The organism is Limnothrix sp. PR1529, assembly GCF_002742025.1.
Classification (GTDB): Bacteria; Cyanobacteriota; Cyanobacteriia; order CACIAM-69d; family CACIAM-69d; genus CACIAM-69d.
Map to the genome: position 1 here is coordinate 15,640 of NZ_LIRO01000010.1, position 16,212 is coordinate 31,851.

Annotated in this window: 16 protein-coding genes and 1 tRNA gene; 13 read left to right on the top strand and 4 right to left on the bottom strand. The window is 55.9% G+C overall.

Annotated elements, in window-relative coordinates:
* Positions 1-401: 401 nt before the first annotated feature.
* The 5 genes from glgB (at position 402) to aroF (ending at position 5,042) form a co-directional block, all read left to right on the top strand.
* Complete coding sequence (glgB, locus tag AMR42_RS02375; protein ID WP_199858060.1) at positions 402-2,705, top strand: 1,4-alpha-glucan branching enzyme; 2,304 nt, start codon at positions 402-404, stop codon at positions 2,703-2,705.
* 192 nt (positions 2,706-2,897) lie between these two features.
* On the top strand, positions 2,898-3,167 hold the full coding sequence (rpsO, locus tag AMR42_RS02380) for a 30S ribosomal protein S15 (RefSeq protein ID WP_099531875.1): 270 nt from the start codon (positions 2,898-2,900) through the stop codon (positions 3,165-3,167).
* A gap of 15 nt (positions 3,168-3,182) precedes the next feature.
* Positions 3,183-3,725: a PAM68 family protein gene (locus AMR42_RS02385; protein WP_099531876.1), complete on the top strand. Its 543-nt coding sequence runs from the start codon at positions 3,183-3,185 to the stop codon at positions 3,723-3,725.
* A 60-nt stretch (positions 3,726-3,785) separates the two neighbouring features.
* Positions 3,786-3,926: a hypothetical protein gene (locus AMR42_RS20145; RefSeq protein ID WP_158234325.1), complete on the top strand. Its 141-nt coding sequence runs from the start codon at positions 3,786-3,788 to the stop codon at positions 3,924-3,926.
* 51 nt (positions 3,927-3,977) lie between these two features.
* Positions 3,978-5,042 (top strand): 3-deoxy-7-phosphoheptulonate synthase, encoded by a 1,065-nt coding sequence (aroF, locus tag AMR42_RS02390; protein WP_099531877.1) that lies wholly within the window; start codon positions 3,978-3,980, stop codon positions 5,040-5,042.
* Between the two features lie 279 nt (positions 5,043-5,321).
* Here the strand turns inward: aroF and AMR42_RS02395 are convergent, their stop codons facing one another.
* The gene (locus AMR42_RS02395; protein WP_099531912.1) at positions 5,322-6,020 is read right to left on the bottom strand and encodes an N-acetylmannosamine-6-phosphate 2-epimerase; all 699 of its coding nucleotides are present in this window, start codon (positions 6,018-6,020) and stop codon (positions 5,322-5,324) included.
* A gap of 327 nt (positions 6,021-6,347) precedes the next feature.
* On the opposite strand from AMR42_RS02395, the gene AMR42_RS02400 reads away from it, so the two are divergent.
* Positions 6,348-7,640, top strand: coding sequence for a tetratricopeptide repeat protein (locus AMR42_RS02400; protein ID WP_143472900.1), 1,293 nt, complete (start codon positions 6,348-6,350; stop codon positions 7,638-7,640).
* A gap of 4 nt (positions 7,641-7,644) precedes the next feature.
* On the opposite strand, the gene hetR is transcribed toward AMR42_RS02400, so the two are convergent.
* Positions 7,645-8,601, bottom strand: a complete 957-nt coding sequence (gene hetR, locus AMR42_RS02405; RefSeq protein WP_255407481.1) for a heterocyst differentiation master regulator HetR — start codon at positions 8,599-8,601, stop codon at positions 7,645-7,647.
* Positions 8,602-8,931: 330 nt separating this feature from the next.
* Positions 8,932-9,651, bottom strand: a complete 720-nt coding sequence (locus AMR42_RS02410) for a hypothetical protein (protein WP_099531879.1) — start codon at positions 9,649-9,651, stop codon at positions 8,932-8,934.
* A gap of 147 nt (positions 9,652-9,798) precedes the next feature.
* Between AMR42_RS02410 and AMR42_RS20150 the strand changes: the two genes are divergently transcribed.
* The 7 genes from AMR42_RS20150 (at position 9,799) to AMR42_RS02455 (ending at position 15,569) form a co-directional block, all read left to right on the top strand.
* Positions 9,799-9,936 (top strand): hypothetical protein, encoded by a 138-nt coding sequence (locus AMR42_RS20150; protein WP_234406518.1) that lies wholly within the window; start codon positions 9,799-9,801, stop codon positions 9,934-9,936.
* A 551-nt stretch (positions 9,937-10,487) separates the two neighbouring features.
* Positions 10,488-11,012, top strand: a complete 525-nt coding sequence (locus tag AMR42_RS02425) for a GNAT family N-acetyltransferase (protein WP_099531882.1) — start codon at positions 10,488-10,490, stop codon at positions 11,010-11,012.
* A 147-nt stretch (positions 11,013-11,159) separates the two neighbouring features.
* Positions 11,160-11,233, top strand: a tRNA-Pro gene (locus AMR42_RS02430).
* 567 nt (positions 11,234-11,800) lie between these two features.
* A complete protein-coding gene (locus AMR42_RS19720) occupies positions 11,801-11,992 on the top strand; it encodes a hypothetical protein (RefSeq protein ID WP_143472901.1) in 192 nt (63 codons plus the stop codon).
* A gap of 146 nt (positions 11,993-12,138) precedes the next feature.
* The gene (gene lysA / locus AMR42_RS02445) at positions 12,139-13,569 is read left to right on the top strand and encodes a diaminopimelate decarboxylase (protein WP_099531885.1); all 1,431 of its coding nucleotides are present in this window, start codon (positions 12,139-12,141) and stop codon (positions 13,567-13,569) included.
* A gap of 113 nt (positions 13,570-13,682) precedes the next feature.
* Positions 13,683-14,522 carry a diadenylate cyclase CdaA gene (gene cdaA / locus AMR42_RS02450; protein WP_099531886.1) on the top strand — a complete coding sequence of 280 codons (840 nt, stop codon included), beginning with the start codon at positions 13,683-13,685 and terminating at the stop codon, positions 14,520-14,522.
* A gap of 288 nt (positions 14,523-14,810) precedes the next feature.
* Positions 14,811-15,569 (top strand): isoprenyl transferase, encoded by a 759-nt coding sequence (locus AMR42_RS02455; protein ID WP_099531887.1) that lies wholly within the window; start codon positions 14,811-14,813, stop codon positions 15,567-15,569.
* 154 nt (positions 15,570-15,723) lie between these two features.
* Here AMR42_RS02455 and AMR42_RS02460 read toward each other — a convergent pair whose 3' ends face one another.
* Positions 15,724-15,996 (bottom strand): DUF3143 domain-containing protein, encoded by a 273-nt coding sequence (locus AMR42_RS02460; RefSeq protein WP_099531888.1) that lies wholly within the window; start codon positions 15,994-15,996, stop codon positions 15,724-15,726.
* Positions 15,997-16,212: the final 216 nt, after the last annotated feature.

Below are 16,212 nucleotides of genomic sequence, written 5' to 3' on the forward strand. Positions count from 1 at the left end.
CCTCCTGAAAATTAACCCCGAGAATTAGCCCTGAAAACTAACCCCAGGAATTAATCCCAAGAATTAACCCCGAGAATTAACCTCGAAAAAGCTGAGATTTTCCCTCGGAAACCAACCATTGAAAGCCCCCTGCTAATAGCCCCTTGTTAAACGCTTTTGGTAACCCTAACCCAGTTACTGTGCAGGTCTCAGCCATTCCGCAGATGCTCCTGAAGGTGAATGGTGGCCGCTGGCACTGGGCGCGCGATCGCCCAAGTTTCGGCCCCCAAACGGCTCTCGGTGGCCCCCCAGGCTAAATGGCTGTTTGCTGTTTTCGTCTGCGCCCTTTTGTTCGTCACCGCTGTTTTTTCGACTGTTGTTTTCGACCACTGTTTTCGACTGTTGTTTTAAAAGATCGCCCTATGATTCCTACCATTGCCCAAGATCAAGTCGATCGGATTGTTCACAACCATCATCACAATCCCTTTGAAGTCCTTGGCCCCCACCTGGTGCTTCAGCAAGATGGTGAAACAACCTGGGCAATTCGGGCCTATTTGCCCAGCGCCAGCGCCGCTTGGGCGATCTTTCCCGAAGAACGTCTTGAAGTGCCGATGGTCTCTGTGCATCACCCGCACTTTTTTGAGTGCACCATCACCCGTCACGAAATCGCCAACTACCAACTGCGGATCCAAGAAGGAGAGCATGAGCGGGTACTCTATGACCCCTACGCTTTTCGATCGCCCCTGGTCACCGATTTTGACGTTCACCTCTTTTGCGAAGGCAATCACCACCGCATTTACGAAAAACTGGGGGCCCACCTCACGGAAATTGAAGGAGTCAGCGGTGTTTACTTCGCCGTTTGGGCCCCCAACGCGCGTAATGTTTCCGTCTTGGGCGATTTCAACTACTGGGACGGCCGCAAGCACCAAATGCGGAAAATGGACGGCGGCGTTTGGGATTTGTTCATCCCCGGCGTGAAAGCAGGAGATCCCTACAAATTCGAGATCAAAAACTGGGAAGGGCACATTTACGAAAAGAGCGATCCCTACGGATTCCAGCAGGAAGTGCGCCCCAAAACCGCCTCGATCGTGGCCAACCTGGATCACTACCAGTGGAGCGACAACGATTGGATGGACAAGCGCCGCCACACCGCGCCCCTAGAACAGCCGGTTTCGGTTTATGAAGTCCATCTCGGCTCCTGGTTGCATGAAAACTTTGCATTTCCCGGAACCCACTACGACGGCACGCCGGCCGAATCGGTTTCAGTGGCGGAACTGAAGCCCGGCACTCGGTTTTTGACCTATAAAGAACTGGCCGATCGCCTGATTCCCTACGTCAAAGAGATGGGCTTCACCCATGTGGAATTGTTGCCCGTAGCAGAGCACCCCTTTGATGGATCTTGGGGTTACCAAGTCATTGGTTATTACGCCGTCACCTCGCGTTATGGCACGCCTCAAGACTTCATGTATTTTGTCGATCAATGCCACCAAAACGGCATTGGTGTGATTGTCGATTGGGTGCCCGGTCACTTCCCGAAAGATGGCCATGGTTTGGCAGGGTTTGACGGCACTTGCCTTTATGAACATGCCGATCCCCGCAAGGGCGAACACAAGGAATGGGGCACTTTGATTTTCAACTATGGCCGCAATGAAGTGCGGAATTTCCTAGTTGCTAATGCCCTTTTCTGGTTCGACAAATATCACATTGATGGCATCCGCGTGGATGCGGTGGCCTCAATGTTGTATCTGGATTATTGCCGCAAGGATGGGGAATGGTTGCCCAACCAATACGGTGGTCGAGAAAACATTGAAGCGGCTGATTTTCTGCGGCAAACCAACCATCTGTTGTTCAGCTACTATCCTGGCGTACTCTCGATCGCGGAAGAGTCCACTGCTTGGCCGATGGTTTCTTGGCCAACCTATGTGGGAGGCTTGGGCTTCAATTTGAAGTGGAACATGGGCTGGATGCACGACATCCTCGACTATTTCTCGATGGATCCCTGGTTCCGCCAATTCCACCAAAACAACGTCACCTTCAGCATTTGGTACGCCTTTAGCGAGAATTTCATGCTGGCTCTGTCCCACGATGAAATTGTCCATGGCAAGAGCAATATGCTCGGAAAAGTGCCCGGTGATGAGTGGCAAAAATTCGCCAACTTGCGCTGTCTTTATGCCTACATGTTCACGCACCCAGGCAAGAAAACGCTCTTCATGAGCATGGAGTTTGGCCAATGGAGTGAGTGGAATGTTTGGGGTGATTTGGAGTGGCATTTGCTGCAATACGAACCCCATCAGAAGCTGAAGCAGTTTGTGACTGATTTGAATCAGCTTTATCGCAACGAGCCTTGCCTTTATACCCAAGATTGCCGTCAGGAAGGGTTTGAGTGGATTGATTGCAGCGACAACAACCACAGTGTGGTTTCATTTGTGCGCTGGGATAAGGACTACAAGGATTTTGTGGTGGTGGTTTGTAATTTCACGCCGCAACCCCATTCCCATTACCGCGTGGGGGTTCCCAAGTTGGGCTTCTATCGCGAAGTGCTCAATAGCGATTCGCGCAAATATGGCGGCAGCAACATGGGCAATTTAGGGGGCAAATGGGCGGAGGAATGGTGGTTCCACGATCGCCCCTACTCGATCGACCTCTGCTTGCCTCCGTTGGGCGTGTTGGTGCTCAAGTTGGATCATGCGGCCACGGCCGCAGCCAGCGCCGAAGGTGACTTTTAGGGAGTCTCCCAAGTCACGGTCTAGGGGGTTTTGTAGGGGTTTTTGAGGCAACTTCCGGGCGGCTTTGGGCTTCCCGGCCGCTGTGAACCCGGGGGCGATCGCAATCGAGCGATCGTCCCCTTGCACTCCGGTCTGAGCGTGATATTCTAGAGAGCTGCTGTCTGTACTTAGCAACACCCAAGCAAATTCGTCATGCCCCTGCAACAAGAGCGCAAACAAACCGTCATCAATGACTTCCAAACCCACGGCACCGATACCGGCTCGGCGGATGTGCAAGTGGCGTTGTTGACGGCGCGCGTCGAGCAACTCAGCGAACACCTGAAAAAGAACAAGAAAGATCACGCCTCTCGTCGTGGTCTGCTGCAAATCATTGGTCGCCGTAAGCGCCTGCTGGCTTACATCCTGAAGCAGGATCGTGAGCGTTACCAAGCGCTGATCAAGAAACTCGGCATTCGCGGTTAGGGAGCGCTATCCATCGTGTCAGGCGAGCCTCCCTCTCCATCGCCGCGCGATCGCTTGCCCTTTGAACCGGGAAAACGCCGCAAGGCCAAGGCTGAATCCGAGCCAACCCCTGCGACGACTCCGGCTCCGCGCAAGCTGAACCCGCTGCCTCCCTCCACCAAAGCCAAGCCCGCCCAAACCACCCAGCCGGACTCCGCTCCCAAACGGGTCTACACGCGATCGGAAATGGCAATTCCCGATTCGGTGAGCAAGCGGATGGCCAAACGGATGACGGTGTTTTGTGGTGTCCCGACGGTCTTGAGCTTTGCCAGCTTCATCGGGGCCTACTTTGTCAACACGCAAACAGAAGTCCATTTACCCAATGTGCTGGTTTTTTCGTCCAGTTTGGGATTCTTGGTGCTGGGGGTGTTGGGTTTGAGCTATGGGGTGTTGTCTTCGTCATGGGATGAAACAGCGCCAGGCAGCTTGTGGGGAATCGGGGAGTTTCGGGTGAACTTTGGCCGAATGGTTGAAGGTTGGCGAGCAGCCCAGTCAGCCCGAAACAAAGAAAAATCTTAATTACACTAGAGAGGACGAACGGGGCTGCCAGGATACCTGGCGGCTCCGCGCGCTTTAGGGATGTGGGATCCAATCCGTAACGGGTTAGCGGGGGCAAGGGTGTCAGGAACGCAGGTGGTGTTATCAGTTCGACGGCGGGGCTTGGGCAAGCGCGTGGGGGGCCTGGCGGCGTTTCGATCGCGGCTTTGGTCTGCCAGCTAGCCTGGCTACACTCCTAAAACGCTCAAAATCCCATCAACAGAGGCTTCAATCATGATCATTGTGATGCGTGCGGGCGCACCCGCTGAAGAGATCGATCGCGTTGCGGACGAGTTCAAGAGCTGGGGCTTGGATCCCGAAAAAATCGTCGGGAAACATAAGGTGGTGCTGGGTCTGGTGGGCGACACGGCCAGCATGGATCCCGAACGGATGGAAGAAATTAGCCCCTGGATTGAACAGGTGCTGCGGGTGGAACAGCCGTTCAAGCGGGCTAGCCGGGAATATCGCCACGGGGAAGCCAGCGAGGTTACGATTCCTACCCCCAACGGCCCGGTAACCATTGGCGAAAACCACCCGATCGCGGTGGTGGCGGGCCCTTGCTCCGTGGAAAACGAGGAAATGATTGTGGAAACGGCCCTGCGAGTCAAGGCGGCCGGGGCCCAATTCCTGCGGGGTGGGGCCTTCAAGCCTCGGACTTCGCCCTATGCGTTCCAGGGCCATGGTGAAAGTGCCTTGGAACTGTTGGCGGCGGCTCGGGATGCGTCCGGATTGGGGATCATCACGGAGGTGATGGACACGGCCGACATTGAAAAGATCTACGAAGTGGCAGATGTGCTGCAAGTGGGGGCCCGCAATATGCAGAACTTCTCGCTGCTGAAGCAGATTGGGGCCCAAGATAAGCCGGTGCTGCTGAAGCGGGGGATGTCTGCCACGATCGAGGAATGGTTGATGGCCGCGGAATACATCATGGCGGCGGGCAACCCGAACGTGATCCTCTGCGAGCGCGGCATTCGCACGTTCGATCGCCAATACACCCGCAACCATCTGGATCTGGCCGCTGTGCCGGTACTGCGCCGCCTCACCCACTTGCCGATTATGGTGGATCCTAGCCACGGCACGGGCTGGGCCCACTTCGTACCCACGATGGCCAAGGGATCGATGGCCGTGGGCTGTGATTCGCTGATGATTGAAGTCCACCCGAATCCGAAGAAGGCCCTGTCGGATGGGCCCCAATCCCTGACTCCGGATCAGTTCGATGCGTTGATGGTGGAGTTGGCGGAATTTGGCCGGGCCCTGAAGCGGTGGCCCACTCCGGCGGCTGTGCCTGCGTTGGTGTAGCTAACCGTTGCCATGTGATGAGTCGGGCCGGGCGGTGATTTGGGTTCAACCGAGTCCAGCCCAGCCCGATCGGGTTCAATCCCGTTGAATCGGGTGTGATGAACTCTTTGCCTGAAATTCAGTTGTGAAGTAATGGGGCGATCTGTTCGATCGCCCCATTACTCTTAGGGATGGAATCTTGGGGATCCGCAAGCGACTGGAACTGAGATCCCGCCGTGAATTTCGGAGGCAATCGAGGCAATCGAAACAATCCAGCTCAGCCCCAACAAACTGTTCAGACTATTCCAGGGCGATCGCCCGTTGATAGGCTTGCACTTGCAGATCGATCCCCGTGATGGCAGTTCCCACAACCACGGCAAAGGCTCCCCGATCGATCGCAGCCCGGGCCATGGCCGGCGAAGCAATGCCCCCTTCACAAATGCAAGGTACTGTCAGGCGCGTGACCATTTGCGTTAACAGATCCCATCCCGGCGGGGTCTGATCTTGGGTCGCTTCCGTGTAGCCATATAGCGTTGTACCCACCAAGTCAGCTCCCGCTTGGGCGGCGGCTTCGGCCGCTTCCCAGGTGTCAATGTCGGCCATTACCGGTTTCCCCAATTCCTGATGGATGCGATCGATCAGTTGGGCGGCGGTGTCCCCTTCGGGGCGCGATCGCAGGGTGGCATCAATGGCGATGATGTCGGCTCCGGCGGCGGCGATCGCGGCGGCATCGGCAAAGCGTGGCGTGATGTAAACCGAGGAGCCGGGTAGCACCTGCTTCCAAAGGCCAATAATTGGTACATCGGCCCCCAAGCGAGATCGGGTTGCCATCACATGCTCGGGACTGTCTAAACGGATACCCACCGCCCCCCGCAACACAGCCGCTTGGGCCATGGTGGCAATGATCTGAGGATCCCGCAGGGGGGAATCGATCGGGGCCTGGCAAGACACCACCAAACCACCACGCAATTGTGTTATCACCGGCTCAACCCCTAACATGAACATTATCAATCGTTGAAACAGTTGAAACAATAGACGAACTAGCCGACTGAACCGGCCGGCCGTCTCGATCCGAAATCTTCGGTTGCTGGGCGCACCAGCCCCAAGGCAACCTAACCCAAGCTAGGGGTGATGGCTGTGAAATTCCGTTGCACGAACAAGCGCCCCTCCGAGATCCCACGTAAAATGCCCACGTAGAATGAAGCTAATTTTCTGTTTGGATTGCCCCCAAGGGCCACAGAATACCTTAGCCAGCCTACGGGGGTTGGCCACGCTCCCCCCTGCTCCAAGCTGCCCTCAACGCGCTTTTGGGATGGAAACAATCCTGTGAATTCCCCCGATGCCACCACTGCTCTTCAGCCTGCTGCCCTGGAATCCTACACCTTGGCCCTAGGGCTTTGTCGATCGGGGCAATGGACAGAGGCGATCGAGCTGTTTGGCCAGGCGATTAGCCTCGCTCCCAATTGCAGTGCCCTGTGGAATGACTGCGGCAATGCCCTGGCTCGCACCGGCTGCCTTCAGGATGCCATCACCTATTACGATCGGGCGTTGGTGCTGGAGCCGCAAAATCCCCACTATTGGTATAACCGGGGCACGGCCCTTGATGGCGCTGGGCAATTGGAGGGAGCCTTAGCCAGTTATCAAAAGGCGCTGAACTTTGCACCACTCGATCATCGTCTTTGGAATAATTTGGGCGTAACCCACTTCCGGCTGGGCCATTGGGAAGCGGCCGCCCATAACTATAGTCGGTCGATCGAACTGAATCCCACCTGTCCCCGCGCCTGGCACAATCGCGGCGTGGTTTTACGCAAGCTCAATCGAGACAGCGAGGCGCTCACCTGCTATGAGCGATCGCTGGAATTGGAACCCGCCAGCGCCGCCACTTGGTATCAGCGCGGGATCGTCCTAGACAATCTCAAGCGCCATGATGAAGCCATTGCCAGCTATGACAAGGCCCTCGGCTTGCGGGATGGCGACCACAATATTTGGCATAATCGCGCGATTTCCCTGCGTTGGGCAGGTGATTTGGCAGGGGCCCTCGAAAGCTACCAAAAGGCCATTACCTTTGACGCGGCCGATGCGGATACCTGGTACTATCGCGGCCGCCTGATGCGGCAGTTGGGGCGCATTCGGGAAGCGATCGCCAGCTATGACCTCTCCTTGACCCTAAACCCTGAACAACCTAATGCTTGGTACGATCGGGGCAATGCCCTCTTCTCGATCGGGCAATTACAAGCGGCGATTAAAAGCTACGACGAAACGATCAAGCGCGATCCCACCAAGCCCACCCCTTGGTATAACCGCGGCCTGGCACAACTCCGGCTGCGGCAACCGGAAGCGGCCCTGATGAGCTACTTGAAGGCAGCCGAACGCGGCCTATCATTACCGGAGTTGCAATTTTGCCAGGCCTGTTGCTACCTGCTGCAAACCCAGCGATCGGATTGCAGTGACTGGGAACGCCAAACGGCTCTCGATCGCGCCGCCAGTTGTTTGCAAGCGGCAATTGCGGCCAACCCCGATCGCTACGGTTCCTTCGCCACCGCCCACCAACTATTTGAGCCGGTCAAGCCCGATGCCAATGGCCGAATTAAGCCCCTGAAAGGCTCATCTGTGTCTTAGAGATCTAGGGATCTAGGTGGTCAATCCGATCGCCCGCTGCCAGTTGCACCACGATCGGCTGGCCACCTTCCGTATGGTGTCGATCGGCCCATTCCCGCAGCACCCGATCCAAATCCGCCATCGCTTCTCCCAGACGATCGGGCGCAATATCCAACTCCTCGATCGCCCGCATGGCCTGTTGTTTCTCCGGATTCGCCGCCCATTCCCGCAGCAATCGGAAATAGGTCGCCGTATCCTCCACCGCCGTGTAGCTGCGGGCTTCGGAATCCTTCGGAGTCCAGTAGGAAGCTCGCACCAAGGCATAGAACGGCATTCCCCAAGGCGAGTCCAGCCGCGACACCGTTCCCGAGTGCAACAATCGCCGCTTGATATGTTCCGTCAGGGCTTCGCTCAGGGGCATTTGCTGTTCGATCGGGAATGGCTCCTGCGATCGGCGATGCAAAAACTCAATTAGCTCCATGAACTGGAACGAGTTCAAAACCTGAGCATCGGGCAACTGATCCGGCAGCTTCCGTTCCAAATAATGCTTTTCTTCACCGGTTAGGCTCGTCCCCGGAATGCGAGGCTGACCCGGCTTCCAGGGAAACCGCTCCATCCAAACCGCCGGCAACTGAATCAGGTAGCGCGGCTCCTGGGATCCCAACATCCGCAGCAGCTTGCCTTCCGTCAAGGCCTCGCGCACCTCCTCCACAATCGCCTTCACCCGCTTTGGCTCAATGTGGTGCAAATAGCCCGTATGGCGTAGGTTTTGCCCCTGTTCCAAATAAGTCAGGTAAATGGCGCATTTTGCCGCCGTAGCCGCCGCATCCAAAAATGCCCCGTGGCGGTGGCCACCGGTTCGCATGGCACTAAAGGCCAAAAACAACAGGATGCGATCCATCGCTCCGGCGCTAATGCGCTCAATGAGATCGCGATCGCTCAGTTGCGACTCTTCCAGCACGCGGTGAGATCCTGAACCCAAAACAGCTAACCCTCAATATCAGACCAGCTTCAATAGAACTTTCACGGGAGCGCTTTCATGGGCAAACGCGGAACAATCACCGATCGCGATCGCGCCAAAAACGCCACCCGATCGAGCAACTGACCTTCAAAGCAACCTGCACAGACCCACCGGCCCAAAAAACCGGGACAGTCAACCGCCAGCGCCGCCTGAACGCCCCCATTTCCCCTTCAGGAAGGAAATTTCTAATAATCGCCCCATTGTGCCATTGGTACTCTGAGACGGCCAAGGGCGATCGTCAGAGATTGGGGGGGAAATACCCGGATGGGTGATTCCCCTTGGGCTTCCAACTTAGCACCCCATCAGACGTTGACGAACCCCTTCCGCAATTCGTTGACCCAGATATTCTGGAATCAAGCTCTCATTGGGGCCCAGTAGATACAAAATCAGCCTTGTTCGTCCCCGCCACACCAGCAAATTGGCATTCACCACCAGCAAATCCTCTTGCCAGATGGCATACATCACCTTGTAGAACAACCCCGGCTGGTTATCCGCCTCAATCAACAGAGCGGGCAAATGGAACACCGGATCCACATAGAACTCCGTTTCCACCTGCTCCAACCCCGCATCCAGGTTGAATTCCACCGCCAGCATCTCTTCCACCTCAAAGTGGCCAGCCAGCGCTTCACGAATGGCGCGGCAAACATTTTCCGAAGTCTTCTCCGTCAGAGCCTTGCTGCCCCGAGACACCACCAACTTGATGAACACCAGCATCGGCGGGTGGATTTGCCCGTAAAGGCTCAAGCTGTGGATCGTCAGGCCATAGGCCGCCAGCACCCCAAAAATGTCACTGAGCAGAAAGGATTGGTTGCGATAGGCAAAATGCAGTGCGCTTTTGCCCCCTTCCGGCTTCAGTTCAATGACCGCTTGGCGAGTTTTGTAGAGTTGATAGGCCAAGCGCAGATTTTGCAGTTGAATTTCACTGCTGACAAACTGCTCATAAAATTGCGGAAAGGCCCGGTTGAAGCGCTTGAGCAAGTCGAGCGTTGAGGGCTTGAGACCCGAACTCATACCGGATGAAACCGCACCTGCCACCGTGTTTTACCGCTGATAGCGCTTTGAATCCATCTTGACATTCCGTCACTATTTCACTAACAATTGCCGCAATTTGCTAACAAATGCCGCAATCGGGAAACATCCTGTTGGGTGGCGGTGAAGTTGGCTTCATCCGCTCTACAGGCTGACACAACCCAACCGGCCGCCTTTCGCGTCATAACCACGGTGGGCGATCGCGATGGGGAGCACCCTTCAGAGCCAGCCAGCTTTGCCAGCCAGCCTCAGAACAAGCAAGGGTGACGGCGCGATCGCCGGTTCCGCAACGCGACTTTAACGGGACTTTCTTTAGCGGGACTTTTTTAGATGGCCTGATGATCTCAATCGATGGCAGGCCAAGGGACTTGGCTTATGGTTCCCATTAAAACCTATATTGGCATAGAAATTGGCGGCTCGGTGGGCAACCCCGCCCCTTGAACCACAGAAGCGCCAAACCGGCACATGGCTGGGCTGGCCGAGCAGTGGCGAAACCGCTGAATCGATCGCTGAGGTTCATCAACGGCTCCTGAATTTGGGTCGGAATTCGGGGTTGCGGCGGCTTCTTTTCAGTCTTGGGTTGCCAGTTGCCGGGAATGATCCAAGTTTCGCGCAACCCATGGCACAATAGAGCGCAATCACAGCGTTTTCTAAACCAACCTCAACCAACCATGGCGTGGTAATCACCGCACGGTGCAGAGCGATCGCGCCCCTTGCCGGTTGAGTGATTAGCCCCATGGCTGCATCGTCGTTGTGGCGAATTGGTCTCGGGTACTGGCTGTCGCTGGCAAGTGTTAAGACAGATCGTGTAGGCTCACATGGGGTTTTGGAAGAGCTTATTTGGAACACAGGGCGATCGCCCGGCCGCAACGGTCGAGGCGGTTCCCGGCTATCAACCCCTGGAGCGAGATCCGCAAACGGGTGAGATTCGGGTTTTCTTTAGTACCGATCGCGATATTGATCTGTACGACCTTGAAGAGCTTTGCGATGCGGTGGGCTGGGCCCGTCGGCCCCTGCGCAAGGTGAAAAAAGCGATTCAACACAGCTTCTTGGTGCTGTCCATGTGGGAGCAGCGGGGCGCAAAGCGGCGACTGATTGGCTTTTCGCGGGCCACGTCGGATCATGCTTTCAACGCCACCGTGTGGGATGTGGTGGTGCATCCAGATTTTCAGGGCCGAGGGTTTGGCAAGGCGTTGATGCGCCAAACGATCGAGCAGTTACGCCGCGAAGACATCAGCAACATTACGCTCTTTGCCGATCCCCACGTGGTGGATTTCTACAAGGGTCTGGGGTTCATGCCCGATCCGGAAGGGATTAAGGGCATGTTTTGGTATCCAGATTAGGGCTAAGCGGGCGGTGGTTGGAGTCCCTGCGCCTGTTCCGCCTCAGCATTCACAGCGTCTGTGATATGATGGCCTTGTCTGTGGCTGTGGGCGAACTTTCTCCCGTGCAAGCCACCAGCGCCGGCCATCAACGTTGGCCGTCAACACCGGGATGTAGCGCAGCTTGGTAGCGCGCCTGCTTTGGGAGCAGGATGCCGCAGGTTCAAATCCTGTCATCCCGATTCAGCAATTTCAAAAACGCCGGAACCCAAGTTCTGACTTGGGCCGCCGTTGGCGATCGCAATCTGCGGGTTCGATCAACTTTGATCGAAATCGATATTGATCAAAGTATTGATCAAAGTCGATCGAACCGGATCCACCACCATCTCCAGGCAAATCATCGGGGCAAGGGGTTTAAACCCCTTGTCTTTGGTCTGTTTAGGATTGCTTGATCGATTCCCTAAACCATTGATCCCATTGATCGATGATGTTGATCAATGATGATTAACGATCGACTGATTGATTTTGGTGATCGACTCTGGTGATCGGCTCTGATTATTGATCAATCGTTTTGATGGACTCGATCGCCTGCCAAATCATCACGCCCGTGAAGGACAGCACAAACAGCAACTGAAACAGATAGAGGCCGGGATAGGTTTCCAAAGAAATCATGATCAGAGGTGGGGATCTTGTGTTGGGGGTTCGATCGGCTCGTTGATTTCAACAATACTCGATCAATTGAGACCCTGGGGAGCCACGCAGGCCAGGCCGCGCAATAGTAAACTAACCGGATAGGCCAGGGGGCCGAAATGGTTAGATCCACGGCGATCGCTCCTTCAGATGCTGTGGTTGGCCGCTGGTTTGCCTCTGGTCTCGATCGCGAGTTTTGCAACGTTGGCAACCATGATCATCGGCTCTGGATTGATGTTCATATTCGTCAGCTCGGTAGATTCGGTGTCGGTAGGTTGGTGATCGATCGGGTTGTGTCCCGATCGCCCTAGATCGATCACACTGGATCGATCGCCCATCGGAGCATCAGAGGATCATCGGAAGCGCATCTAATGGAGATCGCCGGTTCTGTGGTTGCCAATGGTTGCCAACGTTTGCCAATTCCCCATAACCACCCAACCCGCACTGCTACAAACCGATGGTTGCTACGCCCGCTGCTCGCCCCCAAACCAATCACGCTGATCAGACGGATTCCCAAACCTCCAGCCTGCAATATCTTCACCCCCAATCCGAAGGCGGCCCTGAGCCATCGCCCAACCAACTGTTGATGCCCCTCACGGCTCGCGTGAACGATCGCGACCATTTGGAAGTGGGCGGTTGCGATGTGGTGGAGCTGCTGGAACAGTTTGGCTCGCCTCTATACATCCTGGATGAGGAAGGACTGCGGGCGGCCTGTCGCCAATACCGAGACTCATTCAAGCAGTTTTATGCGGGAGAATCCCAGGTGCTCTACGCTTCCAAGGCCTGGAGCTGTTTGGCGATTTGCGCGATCGCCCAGTCGGAAGGCTTGGGCGTGGATGTGGTGTCGGCGGGCGAAATCCTCACGGCCCTACGAGCGGGCACGCCGGCCGCCAAGATTTATTTGCACGGCAACAACAAATCCCGGGCTGAGCTGGAATTGGCCGTGCGATCGGGCTGCAACATCATCACCGACAACTGGCTTGACCTGCACACCTTGGCCAGCTTCTCCGTCTCGGAGCCAATTCGGGTGATGGTGCGGATCACGCCCGGCATTGAATGCCACACCCACGAATACATCCGCACGGGCCACATTGACAGCAAGTTTGGCTTTGATCCAACCCAAGTAGATGAAGTGCTGGAGTTTTTGGCCCAGCAACCCCACTTACACTGCATTGGGCTACATGCCCACATCGGCTCTCAAATCTTTGAGCTGCAACCCCACAGCGATTTGACCGATACCCTGGTGCAGTGGTTCGTTAAGGCCCAGCAGTTGGGGCTGCCGGTGGCGGAGTTGAATGTGGGCGGTGGTTTGGGCATTCGCTACACGGAATCCGATGACCCGCCGAGCATTGAGCAGTGGGTGCAAACGATCGCCCAAGGGATCACGGCAGCCTGCGATCGGACGGGATTGCCCCTGCCCAAGTTGCTGTGCGAACCGGGTCGATCGCTGGTGGGGTCTTCTTGCCTCACGGCCTATCGGGTTGGCAGCCAAAAAACGGTTCCCAGCATCCGCACCTACGTTTCCGTGGATGGCGGCATGTCCGATAATCCCCGACCGATCACGTACCAATCCTTGTATCGATCGGTGGTGGCGAACCGAATGAGCGCCCCTTGCACGGAAACGGTTACCGTAGCCGGTAAGCACTGTGAATCGGGCGATGTGCTGATTCGGGATGCTCAATTGCCGGCCCTGGAAACGGGGGATGTGTTGGTGGTGTTGGCCACGGGGGCCTATAACGCCAGCATGGCCTCGAACTATAACCGCGTGCCTCGACCGGCGGCGGTTTTGGTGTGCAATGGTCAGGCCGATCTGATTCTGGAACGGGAAACGGATGAAGACTTGCTGCGGTTCGATCGCCTGCCCGATCGGCTGCAAGGGCTGAGCTAGACCTTCCGCCCCCCGTTTTGCCCCCAGGGTTCATCAACGGTTGTCCACTGGGGGCCTGCGCATTGGGGGCCTGCGCCATTTCGTAGATCGATTCTTGAGTTGTCCGAGACCCGCTGTTGCTGCTGCAAGCGATCGATATCGGCCTAGTTTTGCTCCTGACGTATGCCCTGTTGGCCGTCGTCGGCGAACGGCGAACCCTGTGGATGGTGCGCGGGTTCGTCGTACTGATGTTGGCGGCGGCGGTGGCCCAGCGTTGGGGGCTGTCGCTCTTGAGTTTTTTCCTGGGCAACTTGACGGTTGGGGCGGCCGTGGCCATGGCCGTTATGTTGCAGTCGGAGTTTCGGCGCTTGTTGGAAAAGTTGGGCCGGGGCCAAGTGGGGGAGTTGTTGTCCCGATCGCCCGACACGGCCCCAGGCACCGACAACACGATCGATGAACTGGTAGACGCGGTGCGGGAACTGTCCCAAAACCGCACAGGGGCCCTGTTGGTCTTGGAAACCAGCGGCACGATCGATGAGCGCGATTTTTCCGTGCCCGGGGTGCGTTTGGATGCGGAAGTCTCGAAAGAGCTGCTGCAAACCATTTTCCAAACCGCCACCCTGTTGCACGACGGAGCGGTTTTTATTCAGGGCGATCGGGTCACTTCAGCGGGAGCCATTTTGCCCCTGTCCGATCGCCAAGCCTCTCGCCAGCTTGGAACTCGCCACCGGGCCGCCATGGGCGTGACGGAACGGATGGCCAACTGTCTTTGCATCGTCGTTTCCGAAGAAACCGGGTCGATTTCCGTGGCGGAGCGCGGCCAACTGGAACGCCCGATCGCCAGCAGTCGCCTGCGGGAAATTCTGAAAACCAAGCTTGCCTCGCCCAGCGATCGGGAACAGCGAGTCACGTCCCTGCGACAGTTGCGGCGACAGTTGCTATTCTTCACGGGCCTGTGGCGCAAACGGCGATAGATGCCCGTACCCGGTGCAAGTTCTGCCCCTCGCCCAACCATTTCGGCCCTCAATTCAAACGGCCCAACCAACCCCTAGATTCGCCGGCCAACGCCCCTACCCCGTGGGGCCGCCCGGGGAGAGCGTCGAGTTGCGATCGTTCGGGTATGCTCATGGGAAGCAAGCCAGCAATTTTTGTTGACACGCGCTAATCTGAACGAGACTTCCTGCACAACTGCTCTCAAATTCACCTCCCATTGCGTTCTCCATTCGCAGAGGGGGTGAAGACTTTATCTTGCGTCGATTCATATGACCGCAAAACAACTCCTATCGCGTGAATTGCCCGCCGATCTCGATCGAGCACTGTTGCCTCGCCATGTTGCTGTGATTATGGATGGCAATGGCCGCTGGGCAAAGCAGCGCGGCCTCCCACGCATCATGGGCCATCGCCGGGGAGTTGATACCCTTAAAGACTTAATTCGCTGCTGCAAAGATTGGGGCATTCAAGCCCTCACGGTCTACGCTTTTTCGACAGAAAATTGGGGTCGCCCCGCCGAAGAAGTAGACTTTTTGATGATGCTTTTTGAGAAAGTTCTGCGGCGAGAACTTCAAGAATTAATTGAAGAGTTGGTGCGCATTCGATTTGTGGGCAATATCCATGCGCTCCCCGATTCTTTGCAAGCAGAAATTGCCCATGCTTCAGACCTTACGCGCCACAACAATGCTCTGAATTTCACCGTAGCCACCAACTACGGCGGACGACAAGAAATTTTGCAGGCCTGTCGGGCGATCGCCGCTCAGGTCAAAAGCGGTGACCTGGCGATCGAGGCCATTGATGAACAGCTCTTTGAACAACACCTGTACACGCGCGAACTCACCGATCCCGACTTGATCATTCGCACCAGCGGCGAAATGCGAGTCAGCAATTTTTTGTTGTGGCAAATTGCCTACGCAGAGCTTTACGTCACCGAAACCCTGTGGCCAGAGTTCGATCGCGCCGCTTTCCATCAAGCCCTCATGAGCTATCAAAAGCGCGATCGACGCTACGGCAAAGTGCGCACCAAATAAAGTTCACGCTCAAAGTTCGCGAATAAAGTTCGCAAATAAAGTTTGCACCCCAATAATGACGGGTTGAACCTCAAGCTCGCTAGCGATTTTCAAGAATTTCACTCAAGGCTTTCGCGCAAAATTTCGGATCAAGATTCCAGCGCAGGACTCTGCTTCAAGGCCCCGAGAAGATTGCATCTTCAATATCCCGCCGACTCAAGGAATACTTAAACGATCGCTGGGTAGACTCTCCAGATCCATCCGCATCCAAGTAGTAAACCGTCAGGCGATCTTCTTCTAGATATAGCTTTGCCTGCCAAGCATCCTTTTGGATGTGCCAACAATGCAATGCTTCGCGATCTTGGGTGCAACCTTGGGATAGCAGCCACGCTTCGATTTGTGGCAAAGGATGGTTATAAAGAGGCGAGTCTTCTGAGGGCAGGGTCATAACAACAGCAGAGATCGGGGACTGAAAATCAAGCGATTGTTAATCGCAATAATCGGTAGCAGTGATTGAATATTCTGATTTTGGGAGATTCAATCAAAATTGAGGGCCGCCCTGCATTGTAAAGGAATTCGGTGGAAGCGGCTAGCCAACAATACCGGCTTGCATTATCAACACCCATCGTTTTTAGGGTTATGTTGATCAAGTTGCCGATCGACT